16 protein-coding genes are annotated in these 14,512 nt (G+C 60.1%); 11 read left to right on the top strand and 5 right to left on the bottom strand.

Going from position 1 to position 14,512, the window contains the following annotated elements; all coding sequences use genetic code 11:
• On the top strand, positions 1 to 411 hold the full coding sequence (locus ACLBWT_RS05415; RefSeq protein WP_447662025.1) for a YtxH domain-containing protein: 411 nt from the start codon (positions 1 to 3) through the stop codon (positions 409 to 411).
• Between the two features lie 17 nt (positions 412 to 428).
• Here ACLBWT_RS05415 and ACLBWT_RS05410 read toward each other — a convergent pair whose 3' ends face one another.
• Entirely contained in the window at positions 429 to 1,208 is a 780-nt protein-coding gene (locus tag ACLBWT_RS05410) for a helix-turn-helix transcriptional regulator (protein WP_447662024.1), read from the bottom strand.
• A 114-nt stretch (positions 1,209 to 1,322) separates the two neighbouring features.
• On the opposite strand from ACLBWT_RS05410, the gene pyk reads away from it, so the two are divergent.
• A complete protein-coding gene (gene pyk, locus ACLBWT_RS05405; RefSeq protein ID WP_447662253.1) occupies positions 1,323 to 2,741 on the top strand; it encodes a pyruvate kinase in 1,419 nt (472 codons plus the stop codon).
• A gap of 109 nt (positions 2,742 to 2,850) precedes the next feature.
• On the opposite strand, the gene ACLBWT_RS05400 is transcribed toward pyk, so the two are convergent.
• On the bottom strand, positions 2,851 to 3,717 hold the full coding sequence (locus ACLBWT_RS05400; RefSeq protein WP_447662023.1) for an AraC family transcriptional regulator: 867 nt from the start codon (positions 3,715 to 3,717) through the stop codon (positions 2,851 to 2,853).
• Between the two features lie 210 nt (positions 3,718 to 3,927).
• Here ACLBWT_RS05400 and melA point away from each other — a divergent pair, with 210 nt between their 5' ends.
• From melA to ACLBWT_RS05375, 5 genes are all read left to right on the top strand, one after another.
• Positions 3,928 to 5,229 (top strand): alpha-galactosidase, encoded by a 1,302-nt coding sequence (gene melA / locus ACLBWT_RS05395; RefSeq protein ID WP_447662022.1) that lies wholly within the window; start codon positions 3,928 to 3,930, stop codon positions 5,227 to 5,229.
• A 297-nt stretch (positions 5,230 to 5,526) separates the two neighbouring features.
• Positions 5,527 to 6,201 carry a response regulator transcription factor gene (locus ACLBWT_RS05390; RefSeq protein ID WP_447662021.1) on the top strand — a complete coding sequence of 225 codons (675 nt, stop codon included), beginning with the start codon at positions 5,527 to 5,529 and terminating at the stop codon, positions 6,199 to 6,201.
• Positions 6,198 to 7,349: a sensor histidine kinase gene (locus tag ACLBWT_RS05385; protein WP_447662020.1), complete on the top strand. Its 1,152-nt coding sequence runs from the start codon at positions 6,198 to 6,200 to the stop codon at positions 7,347 to 7,349. The genes ACLBWT_RS05390 and ACLBWT_RS05385 overlap by 4 nt, the downstream gene beginning before the upstream one ends.
• Before the next feature lie 86 nt (positions 7,350 to 7,435).
• Positions 7,436 to 8,245 (top strand): glutamate racemase, encoded by an 810-nt coding sequence (gene racE / locus ACLBWT_RS05380; protein ID WP_447662019.1) that lies wholly within the window; start codon positions 7,436 to 7,438, stop codon positions 8,243 to 8,245.
• A gap of 239 nt (positions 8,246 to 8,484) precedes the next feature.
• Entirely contained in the window at positions 8,485 to 9,381 is an 897-nt protein-coding gene (locus tag ACLBWT_RS05375; protein ID WP_447662018.1) for a M14 family metallopeptidase, read from the top strand.
• 96 nt (positions 9,382 to 9,477) lie between these two features.
• Here ACLBWT_RS05375 and ACLBWT_RS05370 read toward each other — a convergent pair whose 3' ends face one another.
• Positions 9,478 to 9,918, bottom strand: a complete 441-nt coding sequence (locus ACLBWT_RS05370) for a GNAT family N-acetyltransferase (protein ID WP_447662017.1) — start codon at positions 9,916 to 9,918, stop codon at positions 9,478 to 9,480.
• A gap of 296 nt (positions 9,919 to 10,214) precedes the next feature.
• Between ACLBWT_RS05370 and ACLBWT_RS05365 the strand changes: the two genes are divergently transcribed.
• The 3 genes from ACLBWT_RS05365 (at position 10,215) to ACLBWT_RS05355 (ending at position 11,116) form a co-directional block, all read left to right on the top strand.
• Entirely contained in the window at positions 10,215 to 10,448 is a 234-nt protein-coding gene (locus tag ACLBWT_RS05365) for a hypothetical protein (RefSeq protein WP_447662016.1), read from the top strand.
• Between the two features lie 106 nt (positions 10,449 to 10,554).
• A complete protein-coding gene (locus tag ACLBWT_RS05360; RefSeq protein ID WP_447662015.1) occupies positions 10,555 to 10,857 on the top strand; it encodes an iron-sulfur cluster assembly accessory protein in 303 nt (100 codons plus the stop codon).
• The gene (locus tag ACLBWT_RS05355; protein WP_268802147.1) at positions 10,847 to 11,116 is read left to right on the top strand and encodes a DUF1450 domain-containing protein; all 270 of its coding nucleotides are present in this window, start codon (positions 10,847 to 10,849) and stop codon (positions 11,114 to 11,116) included. The genes ACLBWT_RS05360 and ACLBWT_RS05355 overlap by 11 nt, the downstream gene beginning before the upstream one ends.
• A 113-nt stretch (positions 11,117 to 11,229) precedes the next feature.
• Here ACLBWT_RS05355 and ACLBWT_RS05350 read toward each other — a convergent pair whose 3' ends face one another.
• Entirely contained in the window at positions 11,230 to 12,399 is a 1,170-nt protein-coding gene (locus ACLBWT_RS05350) for a THUMP domain-containing class I SAM-dependent RNA methyltransferase (RefSeq protein WP_447662014.1), read from the bottom strand.
• Positions 12,400 to 12,521: 122 nt separating this feature from the next.
• On the opposite strand from ACLBWT_RS05350, the gene ACLBWT_RS05345 reads away from it, so the two are divergent.
• Positions 12,522 to 13,154 (top strand): O-methyltransferase, encoded by a 633-nt coding sequence (locus ACLBWT_RS05345; RefSeq protein WP_447662013.1) that lies wholly within the window; start codon positions 12,522 to 12,524, stop codon positions 13,152 to 13,154.
• Between the two features lie 37 nt (positions 13,155 to 13,191).
• Here the strand turns inward: ACLBWT_RS05345 and ACLBWT_RS05340 are convergent, their stop codons facing one another.
• Entirely contained in the window at positions 13,192 to 14,406 is a 1,215-nt protein-coding gene (locus tag ACLBWT_RS05340) for an MFS transporter (RefSeq protein ID WP_447662012.1), read from the bottom strand.
• Between the last annotated feature and the right edge of the window lie 106 nt (positions 14,407 to 14,512).

Here is a 14,512-nt window from a genome sequence, read left to right as displayed (position 1 = left end):
ATGGCGAAGAAGAAATTTGGATTTGCATGGGGCGCGATTGCAGGAGGTATCGTCGGATCGGTGACGGCGCTGCTGCTGGCTCCGAAGTCGGGCCGCGAGCTCCGCTCCGACATCGGCGAGTATGCCGTCAAGGCAGCCGACACGGCTGTTGAAATCGGCGAAATCATCGGCGACAAAGCTGCGGCCGCGGCAAGGCAGACGGCTGCCGGAGCAACGGCTCTGAAGGAAAAAGCCATTCAAACGGTCGATACCTTGGCATCCGGAATCAAATTCTGGGACCGCGAGGAAGATCGCGAGCTTGCGGTTATCGAATTGGCGGCAGCTGCCGACGATTCCGATGTGTCGGATTTCGTTATCGATGAGCGCCTTGACGCGATCGATAGCGAAGCAGACGGCTCCGGCAAAATCTGAGGAGCCTCCAGCTCATCCTAGCGGATGCGGCTGGCGTACATAGACGGCGGTTCTCCATAGGAGCGCTTGAACACCCGCTGAAAGTAGGACACCTCGGCATAGCCGAGATAGGCCGCGATTTCTTCTACGGTGAGCAGCGATTCCTGCAGCATGTAGACCGCCGTTTTCATCCGCAAGGAATGGACATAACCGCTGATGGTCTGCCCGGTGCCGCTTCGGAACAGCGAAGCGGCATAATTCGGCGTGCGGCCTATGCATTCGCCAAGCTCTTCCTTGGTTATATGCTCACGGTAATGATCCTGAAGGAAAGCTTTCATCTTGTCGATATGGCGGCTTCCGGCTGCCTTGGCTTCCCCCTTGGACCGCTCTCTTCCCCATAACGCCATGATCTCCAGCAGCAGACCCGTTCCCAGCAAGCGGGAGTAGGGCAGTCCCTCCTTGCTTTCGCCGAGCATCGACTTGATCCGGTCGAGCAGCAGATCATAGGCGGCAGGCCTTATCCGCTCCCATCTCCCTGGCAGGGGGAAGCCGGAGGCCGGGGAGGAATCCAGGCTGAACGAGATGACGTACATCTCGTGAAACACCCCCGGAAGAGCGATGGACCTGGCCTCTGCCGCCGCGGGAATGAAGATGAGGTCGCCACGGGCCGTCCCGAGGGGCTCCCCGTCTATATCGAGCGTGAATTTTCCGTAGCTGGCCAGCAGCAGAACATTCCGGTCGCCGGTTCGACGGCTGATCAGGGATTCGGAATTTCCTTGAATCCGGTTGATATCCCAATTATTAGGCCATTGCGCCATGAGTCGGCTCCTTTTATCGTACTATAGGTTTTTTATTATACTATAGGACGTCGTTTTGGTCTTCTTCAACAGGTACAATAGAGGAAGCAAACACCTAGGAGGACTTCAATCATGCTGCGCAAAACAAAAATCGTATGTACGCTCGGTCCGGCAAGCGAGTCGGTCGACACCCTCAAGCAAATGATGGAGGCCGGCATGAACGTGGCCCGCATCAACATGGCTCACGGGGAGCTGGAGGACCATGCCGCCCGCATCCGTTCGGTCCGCGAGGCTTCGGCCGCTGTCGGCGGACAGCTTGTTCCCATCCTGATGGATATCAAAGGACCCGAGGTGCGGATCGGCAAGCTTTCCGCTCCATCGGTCCACCTGCAGACGGGCTCCGAGCTGGTGCTGACCACGGTCGAGCTCGAAGGCGATGCGTCCCGCATCTCCGTCAACTACCCCGGCTTGCCGGAGGATGTGCATGAAGGCAGCACGATTCTGATCGACGACGGCCTGATCGAGCTGAGAGTGAAGGAATCCGGAGGCACGGAGATCCGCTGCGAGATCGTCAGCGGCGGCATGCTCAAGCCTCGCAAAGGCGTCAATCTTCCCGGCGTCCGTACCCGCCTGCCCGGCGTCACGGAGCGCGATGTCAAGCATATCCACTTCGGCATCGGCGAGAACGTGGACATCATCGCGGCCTCGTTCGTCCGCAAAGCGGAAGACATCATGGAGATCCGCCAGATTCTCGAAGAGAACGGTGCCGGACATATCCAGATCATCTCCAAAATCGAAAATGATGAAGGCGTCGAGAACCTGGACGCCATCATCGAGGCATCGGACGGCATCATGGTCGCCCGCGGCGATCTCGGCGTGGAGATTCCTGTCGAGGACGTGCCTGCCCTGCAGGAGGAAATGATCACGAAGTGCAACATCGCAGGCAAGCCGGTCATCGTCGCTACGCATATGCTGGAGTCGATGCAGGTCAACCCGCGCCCGACGCGCGCGGAAGTGAGCGACGTCGCCGGCGCCGTGCAGCAGGGAACCGACTGCATCATGCTCTCCGGCGAGACCGCTGCCGGCAAGTATCCGGTGGAATCGGTGCGCCGCATGGCCTCGATCGCCGTCAAGGCGGAGTCCATGCTGAATTACCGGCTTGAATTCCAGTCGCGCCAGGCGCTCCACGCCACGACGACGACCGAAGTGATCAGCCAGGCCGCCGTCGGCTCCTCCATCGATCTCGACGCCAAAGCGATCCTGACGCCGACGGAATCCGGGTTCACGGCGCGCATGGTATCGAAATACCGGCCGAAGGCTCCCATTATCGCCATTACCCCCGATCCTCGCGTAACGGCCAAGCTGTGCCTGCTGCGCGGCGTCATTCCCGTGCTCGGAGAGCGCGCGACGAGCACGGACGAGCTGCTTCAGTCCGCGATCGTCGACGGCAGCAAGACGGGCCTGCTGCATGAAGGCGATTATGTCGTCATCTCCTCCGGCGTGCCGAGCGGACGCTCGGGAGCGACCAATCTCATCAAGATCCAGCAGGTATAGAAGCAGGACCCGATCAAGATCATTATCCGTCCAGCAGGACGGAAAGCAGCCTCTGCTTCCGCATCATGACAGGCAGCCCCGAAGCGATCGCTTCGGGGCTGCCTGTTTTTTATGGGCCGACGAGACGCGCCCGGTAGGCGGAAGGCGAGCAGCCGGCGCTGCGCTTGAACTGCCGGGAGAAATAGAGCGGATCGGAGAATCCGCAGGATGCCGCCACCTGCTCCACGCTCAGTTCCGTGCCGAGCAGCGCCATCGCCCGGCGCAGGCGGATATTTTGGAGATACTGCATGGGAGAGAGGCCGGTGACGCTCCGGAACACCTTGGACAGATGGGAACGATGGTAGCCGAGAGCTTTCGCCAGCGCCGAGATGGATACGGCTTCGGCATAATGGGTCTGCAGCCAGCGCGCAGCCTGCTCCGCCTGCCGGCGGGCGGCGGCGGTGGAGCGGGCCGAGGGCAGAGCGGCATCCGGCTGCAGGCGGGCGAACTCGGCCAGCAGCAGCCGGAGCCAGCCGCTCGCCTCCATGTCCATCAGAGAAGCGCTGCTTCCCGATGCGAGGGAAGCCCGCAGCCGGGCGTACAGCTCTGCGGCCTTGCCGCTTCCTTGGCCGAGAATGGCGGGATTTTCCGGCGTAATCCCGGCCTCGGCGAGAAGCTGCAGGGCGGCATGTCCTCTGAACGCGACCCAGTTGTACTGCCAGGGATTCTCGCTGTCCGCCGTATAATGGAACAAGACGCCTGGAAAGATCGTGAAGCTGTCTCCTGAAGTCAGCTCGGCGGCCTGGTCTCCGCAGCGGAACGTTCCTTTGCCGCCTGTAACGGTATGGACAAGGACGTAATCATGAATGCCGGGACCGTTCTCGTGGCCGGGAATCGGGCTGCCCTCGCCGCTGAACAGAACCGTCAATTCTGCAGCGGGCACAGAACCCGGATTGTCGCTTACCTTGAACTCGTAGTGGTCCGGAGTGGCCGGCATCGGACGAAAGCCTCCTCAGCTTCTTTTGATTCCACAGTAGCGGAAACGACCACAAATGTCCATGCATTGCCTCCAACCTTCCATACCGCATCTGAAAGCGTTCTTTTACAATAATGACGAGGTTGAACGCCCGAAGCCGCCAACGTCGGCAAATGGCCTGCGGCTTAGCCGCAAGGCACACAAATGAACGTATTCAAGGAGGATGCACCTATGGACAAAATCGCCTTCCTCGGCGCAGGCAGCACCGTGTTCGTGCGAAATGTGCTCGGCGACGTCATGAAGACGCCGGCTCTGCAGTCGTTCGAGCTGGCTCTGTACGACATCAATCCCGAGCGGATGAGGGAATCGGAGCAGCTGCTCGGCGCCATCAAGGCGACCAGCGGAAGCAGCTGCCGGATCAAGGCTTATTCCGATCGGAAAGAAGCTCTGCGCGGAGCCAAATATGTCATCAACGCCATTCAGGTGGGCGGATACGATCCTTGCACGATTACGGACTTCGAGATTCCGAAGAAATACGGCTTGCGCCAGACGATCGCGGACACGCTCGGCATCGGCGGCATTTTCCGCAACCTGAGGACGATCCCGGTCATGCACGACTTCGCCGCAGACATTCGGGAAGTTTGTCCGGACGCGCTGTTCCTGAACTACACGAATCCGATGGCGGTGCTGACCAACTATATGAACACCTACGGCGGGGTGAACACGGTCGGCCTCTGCCACAGCGTCCAGGTATGCGTGCCCCATTTGTTCAAGGACCTCGGAATCAGCGCCGAAGGCGTCAAGACGAAGATCGCCGGCATCAATCATATGGCGTGGCTGCTGGAAGCGACCCGCGACGGGGAAGATCTGTATCCGGAGATCAGACGGAGAGCGGCGGAGCGGCAAAAGGAGAAGCATCATGACATGGTCCGTTACGAATTGATGCTGAAATTCGGCTATTACGTGACGGAATCTTCCGAGCATAACGCGGAATACCATCCTTATTTCATTAAAAAGAATTACCCGGAGCTGATCGAGCGCTTCAACATTCCGTTGGATGAATATCCCCGCCGCTGCGTGAATCAGATCGCCGACTGGAACCGGCTGCGGGAGGAGCTGCTCGGGAAGCAGGAGCTGGCGCATGATCGGACGCATGAATATGCTTCCCATATCATCGAAGCCATCGAAACCGACGTGCCGTTCCGGATCGGCGGCAACGTCATGAACACGGGCCGCCTGATCCCGAACCTGCCGAGCGAGGCGTGCGTGGAAGTGCCTTGCCTCGTCGACCGCGGCGGAGTCCAGCCTACGCATGTCGGCAATCTGCCGCCGCAGCTGGCCGCTTTGAACCGGACCAATATCAATACTCAGCTGCTGACGCTGGAGGCGGCGGTAACCGGCCGCAAGGAGCATATTTACCAGGCTGCCATGCTGGATCCGCATACCTCGGCGGAATTGTCCATGGACGACATCATCGCGCTATGCAACGACTTGATCGAAGCCCATGGCGACTGGCTCCCGAAATACCGCTGACGGCGGCGGCGGTCTGCCAGGCTGCCGTCAGCTGCGCTGTGTAGGCGAAAGCATCCCAGTCTTTTCCTTTCTTGCCCACGCGAAAGCGTTGCCGGCACGCATTTGAAAGCGGCAGATCCCCGATTGCAGATTGCAGCGGGGGTCTGTTTTTATATTCGGTCATGCTCCCGAGTACATATTCAGTTCATATAGGACGGTTACTATAAGCCCATCCGCTAATCCGGCACAATCAGGTTTACGGAATGAGAACACAACCGATAAAATGCCTATATGCGCAATTGGAAAGGCGGAACCGACATGACTCATATCCTTGTCGTCGACGACGACAGCCATATCCGCGAGCTGGTCTCCCATCTGCTCCGCAAGGAAGGTTATGCGACGGAAGAAGCGGCCAACGGCCGCGAGGCTCTGCTCAAGCTGTCTTCCAGGCGAGCCGATCTCGTCGTGCTCGATATCATGATGCCGGAGATGGACGGGTGGGAGCTGTGCCGCCGGCTGGGAGAGAACTACGAGGGCATGCCGATCCTCATGCTCACGGCCAAGGGCGAAACGGTGCATAAGATCAAGGGGTTCGAGCTCGGCACCGACGATTACCTCGTCAAGCCGTTCGATTCCCTGGAGCTGACCGCGCGGGTGAAGGCTCTGCTGAAGCGCTACCGGATCGCGGCTTCCCAGCAGATCCGGATCGGGGAGCTCGAGCTGGACCGCAAGACGTTCCAATGCCGGATCGGCGGCAAGGAAGCGACGCTTCCGCTTAAGGAATTCGAGCTGCTCTTCCTGCTCGCCAGCTACCCGGGCAAGACGCTCAGCCGCGACTCGCTGATCGAGCAGATCTGGGGCTTCGATTACGAGGGAGACGAGCGTACGGTCGACGTGCATATCAAGAGGCTGCGCGAGCGGCTGACCGAGGCGGAGCATCTGGAGATCCGCACGATCCGCGGGCTCGGCTACAGGCTGGAGGAGAAACGATGAAAAGGCTGGGCTCGAAGAGCAGGTTAAGGCTCATGGTCGCCTACACGATGGCGAGAGTCGCCGTGCTGCTCGTGCTTTGCTGGACGGCGTCGTTCTATTTCTTCGAGTGGCTTGCTTGGGAGCCCGCTCCTCTGGCCGGCCAGCTGTTGAAATCAGGGGCCGGCTTCATCCTGTTCGGATGCATTCTGTACCTATGGGGACGGTTCGCGCGCAGAAAGCAGATGGAAGCCTTTCAAGGAATCCTGGATGCCTTGGCCGCGATCGCAAAGGGGGACTTCCGCGTATCGATCGAGATGCCGAGGGAGATGAACGAAGGCTACATGGAAAATCTTGTCCAAGGCATCAACAGCATGGCAGCCGATCTCGACAAGATGGAGATTCTTCGCCAGGAGTTCATCTCCAACGTCTCCCACGAGATCCAATCGCCGCTCACGTCGATCAGCGGCTTCGCCCGCGTCCTCAAGGACAGCGAGCTGACTCCTCTTCAGCGCGAGCATTATCTCGATATCATCGAGCAGGAGAGCGTGCGCCTCTCGCGGCTGTCGGACAGCATGCTGAAGCTGGCCTCGCTCGATTCCGACAAGCATCCGTTCCATCCTGTCCCGGTCCGGCTCGACAAGCAGCTGCAGCGGGTCATCCTGGCATGCGAGCCCCAGTGGAGCGCCAAAAGCCTGGAGGTCGAGGCGCAGATGGACCCTGCCGAAACGGATGCGGACGCCGATCTGCTGGATCAGGTATGGATCAATCTCCTTCATAACGCCGTCAAGTTCACGCCGGACGGCGGGTCCATCCAGATCACCTTGCGGAGGACGAATGGGGAGGCGGTCGTCACCTTCAAGGATACGGGGACCGGCATTCCGATCGCCAGCCTGCCCCATGTTTTCGAGCGCTTCTACAAGGCCGACCAGTCAAGGACCCGGACCGGCGGCGGCAGCGGCCTCGGCTTGTCCATCAGCCGGAAGATCGTGGAGATGCATGGCGGAGCCATTGCAGCGCACAACGATTCCGAGGAAGGAGCCGTCTTCACGGTCACCCTGCCGCTGTCGCAGACGCCCCCGAGCTCCTTGCGTCCAGCCAGGCAAGCCGAGAGTGCCCAGGGGGCGAGTCCTGCCGCTCCTCGGCTTGAACAGGCCTGTCTAATCCGCTAAGATGAAGGTACGTTTGCAATATGGCATTCATATGCTGTCATAGTCGAAAACGGACCCTCATTTTGTTCATGGAAAGCGGTGTGTACGTGCAAAGACCTATAGCCATCCTAGATTCCGGAGTAGGCGGGCTGACGGTTGTCAAGGAAGTGATGAGACAGCTGCCCCGCGAGAAGGTCATCTACTTCGGAGATACCGCACGAACGCCCTACGGACCGCGTCCGTCCGATGAAGTCGTCCGGTTCACGCGGGAGATCGTCTCCTATTTGATGCAGTATAAGCCTAAAATGATCATTATCGCCTGCAATACGGCTACGGCCGCGGCTCTTGAGGATATCCGCTCCATGGTGGACATTCCGGTCGTCGGCGTCATCAATCCCGGCGCAAGAGCGGCCATCAACCAGTCGAAGACCGGCATCGTCGGCGTCATCGGGACGGTCGGAACGGTCCGCAGCCGCGCCTACGAGGACGCGCTCAAGCGGCTCAATCCCAATATCCATGTCGTGAGCCTGGCTTGTCCGCTCTTCGTGCCTTTGGTGGAGCAGGGCAACTTCCGTTCCCAGGAGACGATGGATACGGTGCGGGATTCGATGGAGGAGCTCAAGGACATTCCGCTCGACACGCTCATCCTCGGCTGCACCCACTATCCGTTCCTGTCGGAGACGATCCAGGAAGTGATGGGCAGCGGCGTCAAGCTGATCAGCTCCGACAACGAGACGGCCCGCGAGATGAGCACGATTCTGCAGGAATCGGGCAAGCTTGCGCATGGGCCCGAGCTGCCGATCCACCAGTTCTTCTGCAGCGGCGAGCCCAAGATGTTCAAGCGGATCGCCCAGCAATGGCTCGGAGAGCAGATCGAGCTGACCCCGGTCGTCTGGCAGATTCCGAAGATCGGATAGAGCGGATTCGGACTGCACAGCCTCTTGCCTTCGTGGCAGGGGGCTGTTCGGGCTTGAACCTTCATGGATGAGCGAGGCATTGCGCGTGCAATCCCCGCCTTCCAGCCCAGTCTACCGAATTTCTCCGCTGCAGCGGCGCTGGAGTTCCATGCTGCCCGGTTCCACCTGCATCGGAGGCGTGTTAGGTGGGCAAGTTCCCGCATACAATGGTCGTATCTCGAAAAAGGGCGGGATCCTCCATGAATGTCCAAGACAACGACATTGTACGGCCATGCCTGTACGGACCGGCCGTTTTGGCAGCCGATCTGGATGCCTTGAAGAAGCGCTACCCTTGCTTGCCGAGAGTGCCTGCCGGCACAAGCGTCATGGGCAAGCCGATCGAGGCGCTTCGCTTCGGACGCGGACCGCGCTACGTCCAGATCAACGCTTCCTTCCACGCCAATGAATGGATTACAAGCCTCATTTTGATGAAGTATGCGGAGGCATTGGCGGCACGGGAAGCCTCGGGAGATCGTTTCGCCGCGGAAACGACGGTATGGCTGCTGCCGATGGTCAATCCGGATGGAGTGGAGCTCGTGCTCGAAGGCGTGCCGGACGGCCATCCTTACGGACGCCAGCTTCTGGAGTGGAATGGCGGCAGCCTTGATTTCAGCGGCTGGAAGGCGAATATCCGCGGCGTCGACCTGAATGACCAATTTCCGGCCGGCTGGGAGGAGGAGCGCCAGCGCCGGGGAGTGCAAGGCCCCGGTCCGCGGGATTATTCGGGAGAATGCCCGCTCAGCGAGCCTGAAGCCCGAACGGTGGCTGCCCTTACGGAACGCGAATCCTTCGATATCGTCGTCGCCCTGCATACTCAAGGGGAAGAGATCTACTGGAACTACCGTGGCTTCGAGCCTCCCGGGGCGGAGGAGATGGCGGCAAGGCTCGGCGCTGCCAGCGGTTACGCTCCTGTCGCCCTGACAGACAGCGATGCCGGATTCAAAGACTGGTTCATCCAGCGCTTCCGCAGGCCGGGATTTACGGTGGAGACGGGCCTGGGCGTCAATCCTCTGCCATTGGAGCAGTGGAGCGGCATGTACTCCCGCGTGAGCCTGCTGCTGGACGAGGTGCTCCTGATCGCGATGGGAAGAGAATAGGATGGTTTGATGGAATGGGTGCCAGCAGATTCTTGCTGGTCGCGGTTTGATTTGAAACGGCAGAGAGCGGCTCGCATCCGAGCCGCTCTCTGCGTTTTATAATGGCAAGCTCATCGTTATGTTTCTGGCCGCGAATCCCATCCGCTCATACAGCCGGATCGCATGGCGGTTTTCCACGTACGCATTGAGACGGATTTCGGAGCAGTCCTCTTGTCTCATTTGGTCGATGGCCTGGTCCATCAAGCGGCTGGCGATGGACTGCCCTCTTGATTCCGGAAGGACAAAGAGCTCGTAGATGAAGCCGATTTCCTTGTCGGAGAACTCATCCGCTCTCTTTCCGAACAGAATCCAGCCTCTTACCTCCTGGTTCTCGGACGCAACCAAAAATCGGGAGCCTTTCGCCAGCAGCTCTCCGACCATCAGCTTCATTTTCGCTTCTGACGGCTTGGACCGGCCCATCGTGCCTTCGAAGGTGGATTGCGGCGAGAGCCTCATGATTTCTTCCCGTTCTTCGTCCGTGGGAGTTCGAATTTCCATTCGGATACGCTCCTTCCGCTTCGGCCATCCTTTGCCGGAATGTCATTTCTGCGCCTGCGGAGATGCTTCTCCGTCGACAGTGTGTATTTCGCCATCTCTGCGGCACAAACCCTTTTTTCCGGATAAAAGAAAGGAAGAACGTCTTCGGAACGGTCCCCTTGGGAAGCCTGCAGTCCTCCGGTGGGAATGCTGCGGCTGCCGATCCGCAACCTTTGGGGCTGCCGGTTCGTATAACCCTTCGCCGGGTTTGGCTCGCGCCTGATTCGGGAAAGATAGAACCATAGGGGGAATGAGCCTTGCGCAAGCTTCTATCGCTCAACCATTGGAGACATGTGTTTGTCCGGGTATTCCGGCTGCTGCGCTCCAAGAACGTCAAGCTGACGGATAAGCTGCTGTTCCTTATTCCTGTCGGACTGTACTGGGTTCTTCCGGACGTCATGCCGTTCATGCCCGTGGACGACATCGCGGTGACGATGATGGCAGCCGGCTGGTTCGCCAAAGGAATGGAAAACAAGTACGGCGCGTCTTGATGTTTTGGCCGTCTTTCGATAGAATTACTGGATGAGAGAGATGCAGTCGACAAGCTTGCCGCGCCTGCAGCGGGCAAGCTTTACTTTATAGCCAGGAGGAACCGCCATGAATTGCAAAATTACCCGCAATGCCGCGAAGGTGCTGAAGCTGGAGCTGGACAAGCCCGAGCATGAAGGCAAGAAGCTGCGCGTCTACATCACCCATTCCCACGGAGATCATGCCCACTACGGGCTCGGCATCGACGATCCGACGGAGAAGGATGAGCTCGTATCGACGGACAAGGAAATCGACGTGCTGCTCGAGAAGGGCGTCGAGCTGCTGGACGGCGTGAAGATCGATTATCTCTACACCCCCGAAGAAGGATTCGTCATCACGAATCCGGTCAAAGGAAACCACGGTGACCACTGAGACGCTGCCCGCACGGCAGGAGGATAGGCCCGCATCGAAGAACGACATCCGCGTCTGCGAGAAATGCAACTTCATGCGTCTGAAAACGATCATTCCGAAGCTGCAGAAGCTCGATCCGGCTGCCGACATCAAGATCGGCTGCAAGTCCTACTGCGGTCCTTGCGGCAAGCGCGCGTTCGTCTTCATCAACGGACGCTACATCGCGGCACCGACCGAGGACGAAGTCATCGAGAAAGTGAAGCCCTACATCAAGAAATAAAACCGGCGGCTGTCCGGGAGGAGCTGCATCTTCCCGGGTTTGCAGCCGGCTTTTTTATTGCAGAGCAAAAAAGCACCCTCTTCCCGAACCGTAAAGGGAGAGGGTGCTTTGCGTTATTCGGCGGAGCTGGAGGCCGGTGCGCCATCGAGCCGAGGCCTCGGAGGCAGCGGCCCCAGGTACTGGTACAGCTGGCATTCGATGCGCCCGTTGTACAGCTTGCGCTTCTTGTCCGCGTTGCGGCCGTAGCTCTGCTCGAACGACTTGGAAGGGCTGAGTGCGAATACGGACCAATCCTTCTTGACCGCGTCGATGAAGCCGAGCTGGCGGATGACCTTGTCGGCTTCCTTCTCCGTGCCGAGCCGCTCGCCGTAAGGCGGATTCGTGATGATGCAGCCGTAGTGCCCTTGAGGCTGCACGCGCGCGATCGGCATCGTCTGGAGCTTGATCTCGCGGGCGAAGCCGGCTTTTTTGAGCGCGGCCTCGGCGACCTCGATCGCTTCGGGATCGATATCCGACCCGGCGATTTCCAGCTTCACGTCATCCTTCACGGAATCGAAGGCTTCCTCGCGGGCGAGGTCCCAGCGGCTCTCTCCCATGATGTCCCAGGCGTCGCTGCTGAAGGATCTGCGCAGGCCTGGAGCTACATTCCAGCCGATCATGGCCGCCTCGATCGGAATCGTGCCGGATCCGCAGAACGGATCGTACAGAGGGCGCTCCGGGCTCCAGCGCGACAGCAGCACCATTGCCGCCGCCATCGTTTCCTTGATCGGAGCTTCGGTGACGAGCTTGCGGTAGCCGCGCTTATGCAGGCTCGGTCCCGTCGTATCCAGCGTAATGAGCGCCATGTCGTTCAGCAGGCTCACTTCGATGACGTAGCGGGCGCCGTCCTCGCGGAACCATTCCGTGCCGTACTGCTCCTTCATCCTCTCGACGACCGCTTTCTTGACGATCGACTGGCAGGCGGGCACGCTCGACAGCTGCGATTTCTGCGACCGTCCATTGACGGGGAACTCTCCGTCTTCGGGGATCCAGTCGGGCCAGTCCAGCGCACGCACGCCCTCGAACAGCTCCTCGAAGGTCATGGCGCGGAATTCGGCCATCTTGACGAGAACCCGGTCCGACGTGCGGAGCCAAAGGTTCGTCCTGGCGATATCCTCCAGGCCGCCCTTGAAGGTGACGCGGCCGTTTTCTGTTTTGACATCGGTATAGCCAAGATCCTTCAGTTCCCTGGCGACCACTGCCTCCAGCCCCATGGGCGAAGTGGCAATCAGTTCAAGCTGCATAGTCTATCGTTCACTCCATCTCTTGCCTGCGGGCGGAATTTGTATCCGGCCGCAGGTCGTCATACAATCAAGTATAGGCGATAAACGCAAGCAAGTACACCGACAGAAGGGATTGAGCCGCAATGAACGAAATGGAAGCTTATATCGAAGCTTTGTTTCCTCCCGATGAGGATCTGGCGAGGGTGCTGACGAGCATCTCCGCGAAGGGAATGCCGGAAATATCCGTTCCTACCGGCTACGGCAGGCTGCTTACGCTGCTCGTGCAGATGTCCGGCGCGAAGGAGCTGCTAGAGATCGGAGCGCTGGGCGGTTACAGCGGCATTTGCCTGGCCCGCGGACTGGGCGGCGAGGGGAGCCTCACCTCGCTGGAGCTGCTCCAGGAATACGCGGACACAGCGAAGGAGAACCTGGAGGCTGCCGGGCTCGGAAGGCGCGTCTCCTATCTCGTCGGCGACGCGGGCGAGAGCCTGGAGCGGCTCGCTTCCGAAGGGCGGCGCTACGACTTCTTCTTCATCGACGCCGACAAGGGCGGTTATGTCCGCTATCTGGACGCGGCGATCGGACTGGCCAATCCCGGCGCGGTCATCGTAGCCGACAATACGCTGCTGCGCGGCCGCGTCGCCGATCTCCAGCGGAGCGGACCTTCCGTGCTGGCGATGCGGCAGTTCAACGAGCGGGTCGCCTCCGATCAGAGGCTGACCGGCACGCTGCTGCCCGCCTATGACGGACTGGCGGTCGTGCGGGTCAATCCGTAGGGGCGATCAACGCTTGCCGCAAGCATCCCTTGATCGCTCAATCCAGCCGGGCAGGCTTCCTGCCCGGCTTCAGCAGCATCCGCCATACCCAGTAGGCGTTGGCGAACAGCAGCACGGAGCTGAGCAGGAAGATGCCTTCGATGCCGATCACTCCGCTGAGCAGGCCGCCGGCGATCGGCCCCAGCGTGTTGCCGAGCGCCAGCGTGCTGCTGTTGAGGCTGTAAGCCCGGCTTTCCTTGCCCTCGGGCGTATACACCCGGATCAATGCGTTCACGGACGGAATGAGGCCGCCGAGGAACAAGCCGAGCAGGAAGCGGACGATCAAGAGATCCCAGACGGATCCGGCGAACGCCTGCGGAATGAACATGGCGGCAGCCCCGAGCAGCGATACGGCCAGCACCTTGGTCTGGCCGATCCGGTCGCTCAGCCTGCCGAGCACGGGAGAGGCGACCAGATTCGACAGGCCGGTTACCGAGGTCACCATCCCGGCCAGAAAGGCCAGATTGCCTTTGGTCCCCGGCAGCTCCTGCACATACAGAGGCATGAGGCTCGATGGGCTCATCAGGGCGAACTGGATGAGCAGGGTGACGGTGAACAGCGCCATCAGCTGGGGAATTCCGCTCAGCTCCTTCATTCCCTGGAGGACGGAAGGCTGGATGACCTTGGCCGCCTTTTCACGGTCGAACGTCTCGCGGACGACGAACAGGACGAGCAGCGTCGCGGTGAACAGCATGGCTCCGGTTATGTAGAAGATCGGCCGGTAGCCGACGGCGTCGGCCAGCAGCCCGCCGATCAGCGGACCGAGGATGGTGCCGGCGATGCCTCCGGACTGGAGCATGCCCATCGCGAAGCCCATCCGCTCGCGCGGCGCGCTGGAGCTCATCAGTGACACGGCGGCGGGATTCATGCCGGATATCGTGCCGTTCAGCAGGCGCAGGGCGAGCAGCTGCCAGGGATGGTTGGCGAAGCCCATGAGCACGATGACGAAGGCCATGCCGAAGCCGGAGCGCAGCAGCATGATCTTGCGCCCGTACTGGTCGGACAGCTTGCCCCAGAGCGGCTGGAACAGGAACGAAGTGACGAAGTTGCCGGCAAAGATGACCCCGGCCCAGAGGGCGACGCTGTGGGGATCGCTGATGCCGAGATCCTGCTGCAGGTACAGCGGCAGGAACGGGGTTATCATCGTCATTCCGGCCATGCCGAGAAACAGCGTGACCCAGAGGACGATCAGATTTTTCATCCATGCTTCCATGGCGGTTCACCTTCTTGATGAGTCGGGCCTAATCCATGGGAGGATCCGGCCTTCGATTTGGAGATGCGAAGGGACATGACGGACGGGAATCATCGGCTGCTGCGGC

Source organism: Paenibacillus sp. D51F (assembly GCF_053345695.1).
The sequence above is the reverse complement of the archived record's forward strand: the minus strand, read 5'-3'. Positions and strand labels throughout refer to the sequence as shown.